The following is a 16,372-nucleotide window of genomic DNA, read 5'->3' as shown; positions in this document are numbered from 1 at the left end:
CGCCGCGATCGCCTGCCCGACACCTACCGAGCCATCGCCAGCCTTGTCTCCGACCGTACTGTCACCACCTGAAAGCAGGCCACCCCCAGGCCAGACACGGCCCACCCGCTATCACGCACCAACTCGTTACTCTCGCCGAGTTCTGTGAGAACTCCGGCTTTGAGGAAGGCCTTGACCAGCGTCAGGATGCGCTTGTCCTTCACCCGGTGACGCACTCGGTCCATCAAGGCCGCATGGTCGATCGAGTCGAAGCACGCCTCGATGTCCGCATCCAGCACCCAGCGATAGCCCCGGGTGCCGAGATAGTGGATCTCGGCGATCGCATCCTGGGCCCGCCGTCGGGGCCGGAACCCATAGGAGATCGGTTGGAAATCGGCCTCGAAGATCGGTTCCAGCACCAGCTTCAGCGCCGCCTGAACGACCTGGTCCGCGATCGTCGGAATCCCGAGCTTGCGGACCTTTCCCGCCCCGCCCGGCTTGGGAATCGCGCGTTCCCGCACCGGCAGTGGCCGAAACGAGCCGTCCTTCAGGGCGGCCCGCAGATCATCCAGGAACCCGGCAACCCCGATGTTCTCCTCGACATCGGCAGCCGTCAGGCCGTCGACACCGGGAGTCCGGGCCCCCTGGTTGCCCGCGACCCGGTCGAACGCAACCAACAGCGTCGCCGGATCGTGCACGAAGTTGAACAGGTCATCGAACCGGCGGCCGGGATCGGCCACCGCCCAACGGTGAAGCTTGATCTGCATCTCCAGTACCCGGGCCCGAGGGCCCAGAGCTCCGCCATTCGGCGGGGCGTCTTCCGGCATTGCAGCATCCGTCCCTTCTCGATACCGCTGCCGCCCTTTCCCATGTGGCCGGCTCTCCCGGCCTCGGAGTACTACGGCGGCTCCGCCCCGTCCCCAACCGATCGGCGGTCGATGCGCCCAGCCCCGACCGGCTGCTGGAGGCAGGGGCGGGGCGAGGTTCGGGACGGTTCCCGTGTTCACTGTGGTTCGCTCGGCGAAGGAGGAGCCCGACTGTGTCCCTGCGGCATCGCCACGAGTACGCCGCAGGCTTTCCTCGTGGCCTCCCGGCCCGCTCTCGTACACCGACCAGGGAGTTAGCGGACCACCCGAAAGGATGACCCGCATACGCACCGCTTCCGGCCCAGATCCGCCAGGTTCGAGCCGATGTCACTTTGAGAGACGTAAAACGCCGGTTCCTCGCGTACTCCTCTCCACCACGCTTGCCGGACCCGCCCCATCTGGCAGTACTGGACACGTCCCGGCGTTGTCAGGGCCGCTCTCGCCCTCCCCGGCATCACCCGGATCAGGCTGCCCCCAGCTTCCACCCCACTGCTGCGACAGGGAGTTGGTGCAGGTCTTTCACCTCCACTCGAACCAGCAGCGCCTCACGGCGCAACCAAGATCTGTGCCAGAACCCGGTTCTCAGCGACAAAGCCACGCCAGCTCCCGGCCGTCGAGGACGCCTTCGGCCACCAGCTCCTGGCCCTGCTCAAGCAGCTGGACGCCACCTGCCAGGCCGCGGACGACCTCGCCGCGGCCGCCGAGCCGCCTTCAACCAGCACGCCGACAGCGAGATCCTGCTCAGCTTTCCCGGCCTCGGCCCCTGCTCGCAGCCCGCGTCCTCGCTGAGATCGGCGACGACCGGACTCGTTTCGCCGACGCCAGAGCGAGACAGGACGGTGTACGTGAGGAACCGGTGTTATTGATCAGAAACTCAATCAGTTCTATTCGAGGATGTAGCGGACGTGTGGGCCGCCGAAGTAGCCGCGGACGATGTGCGGCTGACGCTGGCGGCGGTGGAAGAACCGGCGGGTCTCGGCCGCGAGTTGGGCCTACAACGACCCACCCGGCCCCCCGTCGTCACCGCCGTACTGACGGCACTCACCGAAGCGGCTATGCCCACGGCATAGACCGAGATCCTCATCGTCGCTGTCACGAGCAAAGCGTCGAACGCCGGAGCCCCGAGCCCTCGTCACACGTTCTTCCCCATACCTCCGTCGATGACATAGTCGGCACCAGTGATGTTGCCGGCGAGATCCGACAGGAGGAACGCGATGAGTGCGGCGACTTCCTCGGGTTCGCCGAGGCGGCCGACCGTGATGTCGAACGTGTCAGCCATCTGCGTGACGAAGGCCTCCTGCTCGGTGCGGAAGTTCGCCGCGACCTTGGCGCCGTAACTGTCCGGGTCTTCCCAGAGGCCGGTCCGGATCGGGCCGGGCGAGACCGTGTTGACCCGGACACCGTGCGGTCCGAACTCTTCGGACAGTGCCTTGCCGAGCGCCGTGAGCGCTGCCTTGGAGGTGCTGTACGGACCGGGCGCGCTGGACGGCACCCGGGAGCTGAGCGTCGAGACGTTGACGATGGCACCCCGGCGTTCGATCAGGCTGGGCAGTGCGGCTCGCGTGACCCGGACGGCGCTGAACAGGTTGGTGTCGAAGACGGACGTCCACATCTCGTCGTCGGTCTCCAGAAAACTGGCGGGGATTCCCACGGTTCCGACGTTGTTGACGAGCAGGTCGATGCTGCCGAGTTCGGTCGATGCCGTCTCGATCGCAGTCTGCACGCCCTCGGCAGCGCTGAGATCTGCCTGGACAGCCACGGCCCCGGCCTTCTCGAGTTCGGGCGTGATGGTCCGGGCGATACCAGCGACGTGCACGCCTTCATCGACGAGAGTGCGGACCGTAGCGAGGCCGATGCCTCGGCCGGCGCCGGTCACGATGGCTGTCTTCGAGGCGAGGTTGAGCTCCATGGGGATGGCTTCTCCAGGCGGATGGATTCGTCAGACGGATGGGGTTCGTCGTGCGTACGATCGGGACGGCTGCCCCTCGGGTGGGGAGCCGGCCACGGGAGGGTGCGTCGGGGTGCGCCGTCCGGGGACTGCGCTGCTTCGGCGCTCAACAGCAGGTCGCCCGGGCCGGGTGTCGTCACGAGCCGACCTCGGCTTCCGCTGCAGGTGTGGATTCCTGCGGCGCTGCCGCGGCTCGGTGCGCGGCGTGGCGGCCCTGTCGGTGGAGTGGGGCGAGAACGGTCAGGCCCCCGATGAGGACGACCACGAAGAAGGCGCCGAAAGCGGTGGCCCCGGTCAGCAGCCCGGACATCAGCCCGTGCGCGGTCACGACGGCGCCGAGGGCGGGCGCCCCGACGCCCTGGGCGATGTAGCCGATGAGGTATCCGCCGGACACCATGCTGGTCCGGTGGTGCGGAGCGGCGTACCGGCTGAAGACCGTCAGCCCGCCGGCGAAGTCGAAGGCGTAGGCGGCACCGGCCACCGCCGAGGCAAGGAAGAAGAACGCCAGCGAATGCACTAGTCCCGTGAGGACGAACAACCACACCGCCGCGAGCGACCCGACCGCCCCGAGGACGACCAGAAGCCAGACATGGAAACGCCGGGCCACGAGCGCGAACAGGGTGATGCACGCAGCGAAGACCGACAGCAGCGCGCCTGTCACCAGGGCGTTGGCCGAACCGGCAAGCTGTTGGGCGATCTTGGCGCCAAGCGGCAGCACGATCGCTCCGAGCAGGAACGACGAGGCGAAGGCGATCGAGCCGGCCACGAAGACGATGCGGCTGCCACAGGGAATGACGATCGTCCGGATGCGCCACGGCTCCCGGGTCTCGTCCGGGGTGTGGCGGGGCATGAACAGGACCAGGCAGCCCACGGCCGCGATCGTGGCGGCCAGGACGAAGAAGTTGAGGTGGAGGGGGAATGGCGCGTACTCGGTCAGGGCACCGCCCAGCACCATCGCCAGACCGATGCCGAGGGCCGATATGGCCGTGCTGATGGCGCCGGCGCGCTTTTCCTGACCCGGTGCGCTGAATTCGACCATGGCCACGTTCGCGGGGCTGATGGACAGCCCGACACCGATTCCCATGAAGGCGCGGCCGACCAGGAGCCAGGGGACGTCACCGGCGATGGCGAAGAGCAGCGCACCGATCAGCTCGGCGGCGAGGCCGATCAGGATGGAGGCCCTTCTGCCTATGTGGTCGGAGAGGTCACCGAAAACGATCAGGACCGGGATCAGGATGATCGGATACGCGGCGAAGATCCACGTGATAGTTGTCGTTGAGACACCCCATTCGGCCTGGTAGAGGGGGTAGGTCATCGTGGGGCAGGCACTGGTCCACAGCGCGAGTGCCACCACTGCGCCGGCGGTCCAGAAGCTGGCGCGTGTTCCGAGAAGCGGCACTGGGCCTCCAGGGAGTGACAGGGTTTGGGATCGCCGACTACAGCTGGATATCACAGAACAACTTAGCTATCTGGGTAGCTTCCTGCAACTCAACGCTATGCTGGGAGCATGACCAAGACGCTCGGCAAGGACTCGACCTGCTCCATCGCCCGAAGCCTTGAGGTGCTCGGCGACACGTGGATCCTGCTGATCATCCGCGAGGCGGTGGTGGCGCACTCGTCCCGGTTCCAGGAGTTCCGGGATGCGCTGGGGATCGCACCGAACATCCTCGCCAAGCGGTTGGCGCTGCTGGTCGAGGAAGGCTTGATGGAACGGCGCAGCTATCGCGAACCGGGGGAGCGGGCCCGTGACGAATACGTCCTCACCGAGGCCGGGCGCAGCCTGACCGCGGTCATGGGGGCACTGGCGGCTTGGGGACGGACGTATCGGCCGCGCCCTGATGGCACCTCGCCGCGATTCACGCTGGAAGACTCGGAGAGGGTGGTGCAGTTGGCGTTCCTCACTGAGGACGGCGACAGGGTGCCGCCCGGGAAGCTGACGGCTCGGCGAACCGCCGATACCCGGCTCGGTGAGCTGTAAGTATGCAGAACATGCCCCCAGATGTGACGCCGCCCGAGCGGCTGGGCCGTACGAGACTGCCGGACGGGCGCGGTATGGGGTGGGCCGAATGGGGGGCGGAGTCGGGCAGGCCCGTCCTGTTGTGTGCCGGGTCCGCCACGAGCAGATGGCTCGGACTGGACTCAAGCGGGATCGTACGTCTGGGAGTTCGTCTGATCACCGTCGACCGGCCGGGGCTCGGTGTGTCCGATGCCACCGCTGGGTGGACTCTGGAGGACTGGACCCGGGATGTTCGCGCATTCGCCACAAGCCGCGGGTTGGTGGACATGGCGGCCATCGGCTACTCGGTGGGCGCGCCGTTCGCGCTGGCCTGCGCCGCGGCCGGGGCCGTGACCGGTGTGTCCGTGGTCTCCGGGACGGACGAACTGGCCCATCCGATGTTCGCGGGCGTGCTGGAACCTGAAGTCTCCCTGCTGGTGCGGAGCGTGGCAGAGGATCCCGCACTCGCAGAGAAGCTCCTCGCCGACCAGGCCGAAGCGGACGCACTGTGGGAAGTGGTCACCGGAACGGGGAACAGCGCCGACCACCGTGTCTACGCCGACCCCGCCTTCAACGCCGCGTACCGGCGCGCGCTGGCTGAAGGGTTCTCGCAGGGTCCGGAAGGCTACGCACGGGAGACGGTGGTGGCCATCAGCCCGTGGCCCTTCGATCCCTCGAAGATCACGGTCCCGGTCGATCTGTGGTACAGCGAACAGGACACCAACCCATTCCACTCACCCGATCTCGGCACATCTCTCGCCGCTCGGATGCCCGCCGCGCGACGCCACCTCCTGGCTGACGCGGGAACCGCTCTGCTGTGGACCCATGCGCACGGGATCGTCCGCTCCTTGCTCGGGCGGACGTCCACGAGCTGAGCAGAGAGTTCGTCGCCATGGACGCGGCATTGCAATGTCCGCCTCGACCCATCGTCGTCCTCGGAAGACGGGTCTGAGCCGGACGCTGGAAGGTGGCTCGCCGTGGCGCAGGCTGGCTGGGCGGTCGCCGACCGGCGGGGGCCGCCTGAACAGGAGATACGCATGACCATCAGGACACACGCGATCGGCAGCCAGGGACTGGAGGCGTCGGTCGAGGGGCTGGGCACCATGGGGATGACCGCGATGTACGGCACCCGGGACGACGCGGGTTCGGTGGAGACGGTCCACCGGGCGATCGAACTCGGGGTCACGCTGTTCGACACGGCCGACATGTACGGCCCGTTCACGGGCGAGGAACTGCTCGGACGCGCGGTGGCGCCGTACCGGGACTGGGTCCTCCTGGCGACGAAGTTCGGCGGGCTGACCCTGGACGAGTCCGGAAAGGTGATCGGTGGCCCGAACGGACGGCCGGAGTACCTTCGGCGTGCAGTGGAGGGCTCGCTGCGCCGGCTGGGCACGGACCGCATCGACCTGTACTACCAGCATCGGGTCGACCCCCACGTGCCAGTGGCCGAGACCTTCGGTGCCCTCGGGGAGCTGGTCGCCGAGGGCAAGGTGCGCTGCCTCGGCATCAGCGAGGCGTCCGCCGAGACCATTCGGGCCGCGCACGCGGCAGCACCGCTGTCGGCCGTACAGACCGAGTACTCGCTGTTCACGCGGACCGTGGAGACCAACGGTGTGCTTGACACCGTGCGTGAACTGGGCATCGGCTTCGTGGCCTACGCACCGCTGGGCCGCGGCTTCCTCACCGGCCGGCTGCGTTCGCTGGACGAGCTGCCGGAGACCGACTGGCGGCGCGCCGCCCCCCGGTTCAGCGGTGAGAACTTCGCGCACAACCTCGCGCTCACGGACCGGGTACGTGCCATCGCCGAGAAGGCCGGCGTGACGCCGGGGCAGGTGGCCCTGGCCTGGGTGCTGGCTCAGGGCGTCACTGCCATCCCTGGCACCAAGCGGCGCGTCTATCTCGAGGAGAACGTGGCCGCCGCGGAGCTCACCCTGGACGCCACCATGCTGAGCGACCTCGGCGAGGCGATCCGGGCCGAGGAGGTGGCCGGTGAGCGGTACGTCTCGGAGGGAATGAAGGCCATCCAGGAATGAGCGGCAACCACAACGACCTCGGGAGTTTCCTGCGGGCCCGGCGTGAGGCGCTGCGTCCGGCTGATGTCGGGCTGGTCGCGGGCGGCCGCCGCCGGACCCCTGGTCTGCGACGTTCCGAGGTCGCACTGCTGGCGAACATCTCGGTCGACTACTACGAGCGACTGGAGCAGTCCCGCAACGCCCACCCCTCGCAGGCCATGCTGGCGAGTCTGGCAGGAGCGCTGCGCCTGTCCGTGGACGAGCGCGACCACCTCTACCGGCTCGCCGGTCATGCCTCGCCCCTCACGGGAGGAGCAGGCCGGTACGTCGACCCTGCGATGATGTTCCTGCTCGACGCTTTGACGACGGTGCCGGCCCACGTCATTGACGACCTGTCCACGATGCTTGCCCAGAACCGGCTGAGCCAGGCGCTGTTCGGCTCGTGGATACTCGGGGACGCGCGTGGCGGCAACGTGACGTGGCGCTGGTTCACCGAACCGGAGTCGCGTGCGCTGAACGTGGCCGAGGAGCACGAGGCGATAGGGCGGGTTTATGTCGCGGACCTGCGGACCGCAGCCGCACGGCGCGGCGGGGACGCCATGGCGGATCGCCTCATCGCCGAACTCCTCGAAGCCAGTGAGGAGTTCGCCCGCTACTGGGACGAGATGACCGTCAAGCCTCTGAGTTCCACGCGGAAGCGGCTGGTCCATCCGCATGTGGGGCCGCTCGACGTGCAGTGCGATGTCGTACTCGGCTCCGCCACGGGCCATCGAATGGTGATCTTCCGGCCGCAACCGGGGTCGAGCACCGCCGAGCACTTCGAGTTCCTGCAGGTGCTCGGCGAGCAGACCTTCGACGCCTGACCGCTCGGACCGATCAAGTGGCGTGAAGCAATGAGGGGTTGCCGCAGCCGCTGCCCAACGTCTGCGGCAACCCTCATCGCGTGGAAGGCGATTCGCGGAGCGGGCAGAGCCCGCTGCCGGTCGGTCAGCGGATGAACTGCTCTACGTATGAAGCGCCGAGTCCCACACGTTCGTAGTGTTCGCGTGCCTTCTTCAGCTTGGTGAACACGTCCTCGACGCCGGTCGGTTCGCCGTTCTCGTCCACGTACAGGTAGGAGCCGGTGGCGTGGAAGAGGGCGGCCATCTCCGTGACGTCGTCGGGGACGACCAGAGTGTGCACGTCGCCCGGCGGCTCGAAGGAGTAGGTGCCCTCATCGGCCCACCAGTCGTGCTCGGGGTAGTGCCAACGGCCGCGGAGGGTGAAGGCGTGAACGGGACCGGTGTGCCGGTGCCGGGAGACCGTGCCGGTCCTGCGGACGCGGAGGATGTTGACGAAGTAGCCCTGACTGACCGAGAAGATCAGCGGGCGGAAGACGACACCGTCGGCCTGTGGCACCCAGAGCCGTTCATCGATGCCGTCGAGATCCAGCCCTCGGGACACGACGAGATCGTCGACTTGGTAACTGACTTCATGTGCGGTGTCGGACATGGACACCCTCCTGCTCGTGTTGTCGCCATGACCGTGTTCACTTCTGTCATGGACCGTTGTGGGATCGGAGACGCTCACGGGTTTCGCCGCGTCACCGCTCAGGTGAGGACCTGTCAGGCCGACGCTGATTCCTGCTCCTTGAAGAACCTGGCGAGTGCCTTGGCGACTGTGGCGGGGTCGTTCTCCATCGGGATATGGCCGGCCTTGGGTACGCGGACCAGTCGCGTCTGCGGGATCTCCTCCGCGAACCGCTCGGCGTACGCGATGCGCTGGAAGGGGTCGTCCTCTCCCCAGACCAGCAGCTTGGGCGCGAGGGATTGGCGCAGCGCCGGGACGAGATTCTGGGTGTAGTCGGCGTGTGCCGCACCGGCCAGGGCCATCCACGAACGTGCCACCCGGGGTTCGGCCCAGGGGGAGAGGTAGTCCGCCAACTCCTCCTCCGTGGCCTGCCGCGCGAGTCCCGCCGTGACGGACTTGCGTCTGGCGGCGACCAGATCCTGCGCCGACGTGGCGGCGACGACGGCCGGGTCGCGGAATCGGGCCACCGCCGGGACCGGCCACGAGTCGTACGTCACCGCGTTGACCAGGGCGAGCGCACGCACCTCGATGCCACCGGGGCGGGCGGCGAGGAGGTGCTGGGCGAGCGCACCGCCGATGTCGTGGCCAGCGACGTTCAGCGGGCCGTGCACCCCGAGAGCAGTGAGAAACCGTGTGGCCCACTCCGCCAGGTGCGGCACCGTGGCGGTCTCGAGGGTGAGCTCCCCGCCGGAACGCCCGCACCCGGGCATGTCGACCGCGATGGGGCGCAGTCCCGCAGCGGCCACGTCGGCCAGGACGGGGAGCCAGACCCGGCTCCAGTACGTGCCGTGCAGCATGAGGACGACTGGTCCCTCTCCCCCCGTCAGGTAACTGGTGGGCACACCGTCGACTAGTACCGTCCGCCGTTCGACCACGGTCTTGGACATCCGACTCCTCCACTTCTCGGTCCCCCCGACGGCATGGCGCGGCGGCACGCTCGGGCGAGGGGCTCGGGACGCTGAGCGCGGCGGCAGCGCCGCTAGCGGCCTGTTGGAGAGCCCGCGCTCGGGACGTCGGCCATCATGAGCACGCGCGTCATCCGATGTGAAATACCGATTCATGATCCTCGTATGTAGTCCCTGCATGATCTGACCGGATGGAAGGCGCCTCCAAAGAAGGTCATGCCAACCCTTGTATTGATCGATCGGTACAATTATATTCGCGGTTTCATCGGACCGTCGCCCACGGCCGGCGCGATCGGCCTCCGGAAGGGAGCACAAGAGTCATGTGATCCGCGCGTGACGCAGTGATCGTCGATGTCGTCCGGACGCCCGCCGGCGAGGGCAAGCCGGGTGGTGCAAGAGGGCCCGTCCACCCGTCGGGAACCCACAGCTTCCCGCCCGTGCCTGGCCGTTGGGCTCGGGAGCCTGGGCGAGCAGGGTCGTGATGGGGCTCTGGCAGACGTCCCTGGTCGTGAAGCCCAGGATCTCGTTGGCTGCCGCGGACCAACCCAGCACCTGCCTCGGCGTCGAGAACGGCCGTAGCCAGGCCGTCCAGAGCGGACGGCGGAGCGGCCTAGCGCTGGGCGAACACGGATATCAGGTCCCTCCCCACCTGGGAATGGGGAGCACGCTGCATTATGAGGAATACGGCGCTCTTCGCACTGAATGTGCACCTTCGCCGCGACCTCGTGACCGCGTGCCCGGCAGACCGGCCACGAGCTCTGCGATCTGCACCGCGTTGAGGGCTGCGCCCTTGCGGAGGTTGTCGCTGGACACGAAGAGGGCGAGTCCGTTCTCGACCGTCTCGTCGATGCGGATGCGTCCGACGTACGACGGGTCCTTGCCGGCAGCCTTGAGGGGCGTCGGGGTGTCGGAGAGCTCCACGGCGGGTGCCTGTGCAAGCAGCTCATGGGCCCGTGCCACGCTGATGGGCCGTGCGAAGCGCGCGTTGATCTGGATGCAGTGGCCGGTGAAGACAGGGACGCGGACGCATGTCGTGGACACCGGCAGTCCTGGGATGTCGAGGATCTTGCGGGTCTCCTGGCGCAGCTTCTGTTCCTCGTCGGTCTCGTGGCTTCGGTCGTCAACGAGGTTGCCCAGAAGGGGAATCACGTTGTAGGCGATGGGTTCCTTGAAGACGGTCGGTTCCGGGTAGATCACCGCCTCTCCGTCGAAAGCGAGCTCGCCGGCCCGGGCCGTCACGGCGGCGGCCTGCCGCTGCAGCTCGGCGACACCGGCCAGGCCGGCGCCGGAGACCGCCTGGTAGGTGGTGGCCACGAGCGCCGTCAGACCCGCTTCCCGGTGCAGAGGGTGCAGCACCGGCATGGCGACCATGGTCGTGCAGTTCGGGTTGGCGATGAGGCCCTTCGGGCGGTGGGCCAGGGCCTGGGGGTTGACCTCCGTGACCACCAGGGGCACGTCGGGGTCGCCACGCCAGGCCGAGGAGTTGTCGACCACGACCGCTCCCTGGTCCGCGACTCGCTCCGCGAGTGCACGGGACGTGGCGCGACCTGCCGAGAACAGCACGATGTCCAGGCCGGTGTAGTCCGCGGTCGCCGCGTCCTCGATGGTGACCTCGCCGTCCGGCCAGGGCAGGGTGCGACCGGCCGAGCGGGCCGAGGCGAACAACCTCAACTGACTGACAGGGAAATTCCGTTCGGACAGTAGACGGCGCATGACACCGCCGACCTGTCCGGTAGCCCCGACGATTCCTACTCTCATGTGTCCGTCTCCGATCCGTCGCCCGTGCCGGGCCGCCGTCGCGCTGGTGCACCAGGGCCCGTTTAGGTGGCTTGCAGGAAGCAACCTAGCGGAGGTGGCTAAGATTGGCGACAATCTAGGCTCAGATTGTCGCCAATCAATAGATTGATTGTCGCCACAGCGGTTGACAATCCACTGAGCGCGGTCTTAGCGTTGACGAGGCGTGGCCGTACCACGCAGAAGGAGTTGGGTTCTGTCGTGAAGCGTCACAACGTCCAGTCCGAGCTGCGCGAGCGGATCCTGCGCGGAGACCTGGCCCCGGGCGATCGCCTGCCGGAAGTGCAGATCGCTGAGGAACTCGGCACCACGCGGTTCGCGGTCAGGTCGGCCCTTCAGGACCTGGAGGCCCGCAAGCTCGTCGAGCGTGTTCCCAACGCGGGCGTGGTGGTGGCCCGACTGGACTACGACCGCCTGCAGGAGATCTACGACGTCCTCGAGCTCTTGGAGGGACTGGCGGCGCGGCTTGCCGCGCAGAAGTCCACGCCGGGCGACTGGGCCGAACTCCAGGAGCTGTTTGCCGAGGGCGGGAACCTGGACGAGGCCGCCGAAGGCGGCGACATCGACGTGTTCCTCGCCGCGATCGATCGCTACCGCGACACCGTCATCGAACTGGCGGACCAGGCATTCCTCTCCGAGATGCTGGCCGGTGTACGCGACCAGTCACATCTGCTCCGCCGCCGCATCCTGATGACACCCGGACGCATGCAGGAGAGCCTCGCCGAGCACCGCATGGTGATCGACGCGCTCGTGCGCGGCGACGCGGAGGGCGCCGAGCAGCTCAAGCGCCACAACATGCAGACCGCGCGGAAACGGCTCACCCGGTACCGGGACTTCCTCGTCTGACGACGGCACGGCCCCGCGCGCCTTCCCGCAATCTCTCAGAAAGAACCATCGTGTCCCACACCCATGCTGCGCGCAGGAAGGCTCTGAAGGCCCTCCTCGCCGCTGACCAGCCCCTGATCCTGCCCGGCGCCTACGACGCCCTCAGCGCGCAACTCGCCGAGCGGGCCGGATTCGAGGCGACCTACATAGGGAGCTTCGCCGCGGCCGCCTCGGGATTTGGGGTGCCGGACGTCGGACTGCTGACCCTGAACGACATGGTGGATCAGACGCGCCGCATCGTCGACGCCACCTCCGTCCCCGTCCTCGCTGACGCGGAGAACGGGTTCTACGACGCACCGAACATCTGGCGGACCATTCAGGCCTTCGAAGCCACCGGAGTCTGCGGCGTCCACATCGAAGACAACCTCGGCGGCAAGCACACCGCCACCCCCGCCGGACTGCTGTCGGCACACCGGATGGCCCAGAAGATCCGCGCCGCCGTCGACGCCCGCACCGACCCGGACTTCCTGGTCATCGCACGCTCCGACGCGGCATGGGTCAACCACGACGCCGACGAGTGCATCGACAGGTTGGAGACCTACGTCGACGCGGGAGCCGACATGGTCTTCGCGCCAGCACTCCCCGCCGACGCCCTTGCCCGGGCCCGCAAGCGCCTCGCCGTTCCCGTCATGGTCGCCGGTGACCTGCTCGACGTTCCCGGCTCCGACGTTCCCGCGCACACCATTGAGGAGTACGGCCGGGCGGGCGCCGACGTCATCCTGCTCTGGTACACGCTGATCGGTGCCGCGACGAAGAACGTGATCGAGGTACTCGACCAGTTGCGTTCCCGCCAAGACGTCGCCGCGGTCAAGGAGTCGGTGACACACCAGCGTGCCTTCGAAGGGCTCATGGGCTACGACCGGTTCGAAGAGCGCAGTGCCCGTTACCCCGCAGCCCCGACGTCGTCGTAGAACGCCCCGCTCGCATCTCGAAACGAAAGGAAAGGCCATGAGCGTCATGTCAGAAGACTCCGCGCAGCGGGCACCTAGCGAGCAGGAAGAGGCCGGTCCGGCGGTCCTCTTCGAAGACGCACGCCTGATCGTGGGCGACGGCGAGCGGGTCATCGACGACTGCGCAGTCGTCGTCCGCGACGGACTCATCGAAGAGATCGGGCCCCAGGAAGCCATCACCCCCGATCTCGCGCGGCGGACCGTCTCCCTGCACGGGAAGACCGTCATGCCGGCCCTCGTCAATCCGCATGGGCACATCGGCTACTGGAAGGGAGCGGGAGCAGACGCCGCGAGCTTCTCCGCCGACAACATCATCGACCACCTCCGCCGTCTCGCCTACTACGGTGTGAGCGTGTTCCAGTCCCTCGGCACCGACCGGGACGACACGGAGATCCGCGTACGCGACCTGCAGCGCAAAGGGGAGCTCGACAACGAGGACCTCGCCGTCCTCTTCTCCGCCGGGTCCGGCATCGTCGCCCCCACGCCGGGCTCCGACAACGGCGGGCCGTTCTTCGCCGTCGACGCGGTCCAGGAGGCGACGAGTCCGCAGGATGCCCGTCGGCATGTGCGCGCGTTGGCCGCGAAGAACGTCGACGCTGTCAAGTTCTGGCTCGACGACCGCCACGGCAGCAAGGCGCGGCTGCAGCCGGATGTCTACCGGGCGATCGTCGACGAGGCGCACAAGCACGGCCTGAAGGCTGCCGCTCACATCTACACGGTCGACGACGCCAAGGAGGCGATCCGCGCGGGCGCAGACATCCTGGCGCACCTGCCGCGGACGCCTGCTCCCGACGAAGAGCTCCTGGACCTGCTGACCTCCCGTGACGTCGCGGTCTTCACCTCGATGAGCATTCAGCGGCCAGACGGCGACGGCTGGCTCGACGACCCGGCTCTCGCCGAACTGGTGCCTGCCGAGGCGATCGCGGACCTGCGTGCCCGGATCCAGAACAACGCACCCCGGCCATTGTTCGACACGGTGGAGGCCTACCAGCGGATGGAGAGCACGCTCCGGACCTTCGTCGATGCGGGAGTGCGGGTCGTCTTCTCCGCAGACACCGGTCTGCTGACTCAGTTCCCGGGCTTCGCCGAGCACCGCGAACTGGAGGCCCTCGCAGCAGCGGGGCTGTCGCCGCTCGCCGTCATCCGGACCGCCACGCAGCGCTCCGCTGCCCTGCTCGGGCTCGCAGACCGAGGCACGCTGGAGGCGGGCAAGCGGGCCGACTTCATCGTCCTGACCGCGGATCCGCTTCAGGATATGACGCACACGCGAAGGATCGACTCTGTCTACTTCAAGGGGCGGCGGATCGACCGCCCCGGTATCCGCGACCGCGTGTGGAAGGCTGCCGAGTAGGCTGCCGAGGGGCCGGAGCGCCTGGCAGCCTATGAGGAGACCCTGGCGGGCTCCTTGAGCACCAGCGGGAGACGGTCGCGTTGGCCGGGCCTGGCCGAGCCGGAGACTCCTTACACATCACCGCGGACGGCACTCCGCCCCACGCATCGCCCATTGCAGGGGCGGGCGTCGCATGCAACTGGTCCTCCCGTCGGTGACGGCCAGAAGGATGGACGCCGTGAGCGCAGCGGCGGTCTTCACTTCACCTGGCAAGGACACAGATTTGACCTTGAACTCCGCCTTAAGGACGCCGGGCCTAAGACCGGCGCGGCGGCTGTTGATCGAGGACGTGTTGCACCCGGTGGGCATGCCCGCCGTCGGCAAGACCTCGCTGTTGACGGTGCTGGCGGGCTGGGCGGCACGGCATCGTCACACGATGACTCTGGTACTGGGCGAGATAATCGCAGTGCTGAACATGGTGGGCGACCTCACTCGCTACGCTCCCGCCCCCGCTGCACCGATCCTGGGAGCTTCGACTCGCGGCCAGCACCTCCGTCAGCTGCACCGGCTACCGGACCCACCTACCCTCGAGTCGAGCTGCTGCAAGACCACCGACTGCGTTGGGGGTCGACCTCCCCGACCTGAGGACTCCGTTGGCCCTGAGGGTGTGCCTTACTTCGGGCAGCTGGAGCTCGGTCCTGATGACCACAGCACGTCGAAGGACATCCCAACCGGAGGAGTGTTCCTGCCCGTTGTTTCACGGGTGCGGACGTCAGAGGCGTCCACGCGTCGGGGGCGGTGCGGCGGACGAGGGCGGTCGCCACGTCGTGAGCGAGAGTGGCTGGGTCGCTTGTGAGGATGGTGCGGTCGGCCATGGAGGCATCGAGCACCTCGGCGAAGAGTCCTTCTTTGGAGCCGAAGTAGCGGTTGACGAGCATCGCCGTGACGCCGGCGGTTTGGGCGATGTCGCGGACTCCGACGTCGCCGTAGCCATTGGCATACCTGGACCAACGACCGACTGACCCAAACGAACCTGCCTAGATCGGCCCCCCACGCCGAGCGGCGGCACCGACTGCGCCGCTCCCCGGACGCCGGACCCTACAACCGAAGGCGCCGCCCTCGATGAGGATGATTGGACCGATGCCGATCAGGACTGCCGACGCTCAGGGCAGGGCGGCGGGTACGGGTGGCTTGGCCCGGAGACGGACCGCGTCCTGGCTGGGTGGTGTGCCGAACATGCGGCGGTACTCGCGGCTGAACTGTGAGGAGCTTACGTAGCCGACGGCGTGGCCGACGCCGGTGACGTCGGATGGGCGGCTGGCCAGGAGCAGCCGGGCTTCCTGCAGGCGGATGCGCTTTTGGAATTGGATGGGGCTCATTCTGGTCACGGCTTGGAAGTTGCGGTGGAACGCGGACACGCTCATGCCCGCTGTCTGTGCGAGGTCTTCGACTCGGAATGACTCCGCGTAGTGCTCTCGGATCTGCTGGACCGCCCGGCTGATGTGCGTCAGTCCGCTGTCTGCCAGGCCGAGCTGGCGGATGGCGGGGCCCTGCTCGCCGCGCAACAGGTGCCAGAGGATCTCCCGTTTGACCAGCGGGGCGAGGATCTTGCGATCAGCGGGTCGCTCCAGCAGCCGTAGCAGCCGGACGATGGCATCCAGCATTACTGATGGGGCTTGGCTGATCGCGATGCCTGCGGGTGCGGTGAGTGCCGGGGCAGGCAGGTCGCGGGGGTCGGCGTCCAGGAGTAGCTGAGCGATGTCGGCAGGGTTGAGTGTCATACCGAAGCCGAGGGTCGGCTGTCCGGTGGCGATGACGTGGCCGGTGACGGGGAGGTCGACCGAGGTGACGAGGTACTGACCGGGTCGGTACTCGTACAGGCGCTCGCCCAGGGCGAGGCGCTTGCCGCCCTGGGCGATGACCGCGAGCACGGTGCCGGACATGCCCGCCGCAGGTGCGCTGCTCTGGTCGAATCTGCATGCCTGGATGCCGTCGATCGCTGTGGTCAGATCGGGGCGTGCATGCCGGTTCACCAGCTCGCACATCTAGTCCAAAGGCATGCCTTCAGTCTTGCATGATCCAGTCTGATCCTGCTCTGTCGCAGCAGGATCAGGCAAGGGGTGTGCGGCGTACAGAGG

At 67.7% G+C, this 16,372-nt stretch carries 13 protein-coding genes and 3 pseudogenes; 8 read left to right on the top strand and 8 right to left on the bottom strand.

Annotated elements, in window-relative coordinates:
• Positions 1-122: 122 nt before the first annotated feature.
• Positions 123-806 (bottom strand): annotated as a pseudogene (locus ACTWQJ_RS27155) (reverse transcriptase domain-containing protein); the annotation flags it as partial.
• Between the two features lie 633 nt (positions 807-1,439).
• Between ACTWQJ_RS27155 and ACTWQJ_RS27150 the strand changes: the two are divergent.
• A pseudogene (locus tag ACTWQJ_RS27150) lies at positions 1,440-1,678 on the top strand (transposase); the annotation flags it as partial.
• 299 nt (positions 1,679-1,977) lie between these two features.
• Here the strand turns inward: ACTWQJ_RS27150 and ACTWQJ_RS27145 are convergent.
• Complete coding sequence (locus ACTWQJ_RS27145; protein ID WP_443309167.1) at positions 1,978-2,754, bottom strand: SDR family NAD(P)-dependent oxidoreductase; 777 nt, start codon at positions 2,752-2,754, stop codon at positions 1,978-1,980.
• A gap of 175 nt (positions 2,755-2,929) precedes the next feature.
• A complete protein-coding gene (locus ACTWQJ_RS27140) occupies positions 2,930-4,192 on the bottom strand; it encodes an MFS transporter (RefSeq protein WP_443309166.1) in 1,263 nt (420 codons plus the stop codon).
• Positions 4,193-4,300: 108 nt separating this feature from the next.
• On the opposite strand from ACTWQJ_RS27140, the gene ACTWQJ_RS27135 reads away from it, so the two are divergent.
• The 4 genes from ACTWQJ_RS27135 to ACTWQJ_RS27120 all read left to right on the top strand — a co-directional run bounded on the left by ACTWQJ_RS27135 (position 4,301) and on the right by ACTWQJ_RS27120 (position 7,664).
• Positions 4,301-4,771, top strand: a complete 471-nt coding sequence (locus tag ACTWQJ_RS27135) for a winged helix-turn-helix transcriptional regulator (RefSeq protein WP_443309165.1) — start codon at positions 4,301-4,303, stop codon at positions 4,769-4,771.
• 305 nt (positions 4,772-5,076) lie between these two features.
• Complete coding sequence (locus ACTWQJ_RS27130) at positions 5,077-5,664, top strand: hypothetical protein (RefSeq protein ID WP_443309164.1); 588 nt, start codon at positions 5,077-5,079, stop codon at positions 5,662-5,664.
• A 168-nt stretch (positions 5,665-5,832) separates the two neighbouring features.
• A complete protein-coding gene (locus ACTWQJ_RS27125; RefSeq protein WP_443309168.1) occupies positions 5,833-6,822 on the top strand; it encodes an aldo/keto reductase in 990 nt (329 codons plus the stop codon).
• Positions 6,819-7,664 carry a helix-turn-helix domain-containing protein gene (locus ACTWQJ_RS27120; RefSeq protein WP_443309163.1) on the top strand — a complete coding sequence of 282 codons (846 nt, stop codon included), beginning with the start codon at positions 6,819-6,821 and terminating at the stop codon, positions 7,662-7,664. Before ACTWQJ_RS27125 ends, ACTWQJ_RS27120 begins: the two co-directional genes overlap by 4 nt.
• A 124-nt stretch (positions 7,665-7,788) precedes the next feature.
• On the opposite strand, the gene ACTWQJ_RS27115 is transcribed toward ACTWQJ_RS27120, so the two are convergent.
• From ACTWQJ_RS27115 to ACTWQJ_RS27105, 3 genes are all read right to left on the bottom strand, one after another.
• Complete coding sequence (locus ACTWQJ_RS27115; protein WP_443309162.1) at positions 7,789-8,292, bottom strand: 2,4'-dihydroxyacetophenone dioxygenase family protein; 504 nt, start codon at positions 8,290-8,292, stop codon at positions 7,789-7,791.
• A gap of 113 nt (positions 8,293-8,405) precedes the next feature.
• Positions 8,406-9,257 carry an alpha/beta fold hydrolase gene (locus ACTWQJ_RS27110; RefSeq protein WP_443309161.1) on the bottom strand — a complete coding sequence of 284 codons (852 nt, stop codon included), beginning with the start codon at positions 9,255-9,257 and terminating at the stop codon, positions 8,406-8,408.
• Between the two features lie 690 nt (positions 9,258-9,947).
• Complete coding sequence (locus ACTWQJ_RS27105; RefSeq protein ID WP_443309160.1) at positions 9,948-11,033, bottom strand: aspartate-semialdehyde dehydrogenase; 1,086 nt, start codon at positions 11,031-11,033, stop codon at positions 9,948-9,950.
• 237 nt (positions 11,034-11,270) lie between these two features.
• Here ACTWQJ_RS27105 and ACTWQJ_RS27100 point away from each other — a divergent pair, with 237 nt between their 5' ends.
• From ACTWQJ_RS27100 to ACTWQJ_RS27090, 3 genes are read left to right on the top strand one after another with little or no spacing between them, the layout of a single operon-like run.
• Complete coding sequence (locus ACTWQJ_RS27100; RefSeq protein ID WP_443309159.1) at positions 11,271-11,915, top strand: GntR family transcriptional regulator; 645 nt, start codon at positions 11,271-11,273, stop codon at positions 11,913-11,915.
• 50 nt (positions 11,916-11,965) lie between these two features.
• Positions 11,966-12,865 (top strand): isocitrate lyase/PEP mutase family protein, encoded by a 900-nt coding sequence (locus ACTWQJ_RS27095; RefSeq protein ID WP_443309158.1) that lies wholly within the window; start codon positions 11,966-11,968, stop codon positions 12,863-12,865.
• A 37-nt stretch (positions 12,866-12,902) separates the two neighbouring features.
• On the top strand, positions 12,903-14,255 hold the full coding sequence (locus ACTWQJ_RS27090) for an amidohydrolase family protein (RefSeq protein ID WP_443309157.1): 1,353 nt from the start codon (positions 12,903-12,905) through the stop codon (positions 14,253-14,255).
• Positions 14,256-14,815: 560 nt separating this feature from the next.
• Here ACTWQJ_RS27090 and ACTWQJ_RS27085 read toward each other — a convergent pair.
• A pseudogene (locus ACTWQJ_RS27085) lies at positions 14,816-15,217 on the bottom strand (TetR/AcrR family transcriptional regulator); the annotation flags it as partial.
• A 180-nt stretch (positions 15,218-15,397) separates the two neighbouring features.
• Positions 15,398-16,279, bottom strand: a complete 882-nt coding sequence (locus ACTWQJ_RS27080; protein ID WP_443309156.1) for an AraC family transcriptional regulator — start codon at positions 16,277-16,279, stop codon at positions 15,398-15,400.
• Positions 16,280-16,372 lie beyond the last annotated feature (93 nt).

It is taken from the genome of Streptomyces sp. KR55 (genome assembly GCF_052245645.1).
In the GTDB taxonomy this organism is placed as follows: Bacteria; Actinomycetota; Actinomycetes; order Streptomycetales; family Streptomycetaceae; genus Streptomyces; species Streptomyces flavusporus.
Note: the sequence above shows the minus strand (reverse complement) of the source record. Positions and strands in the feature narration are given on the sequence as shown.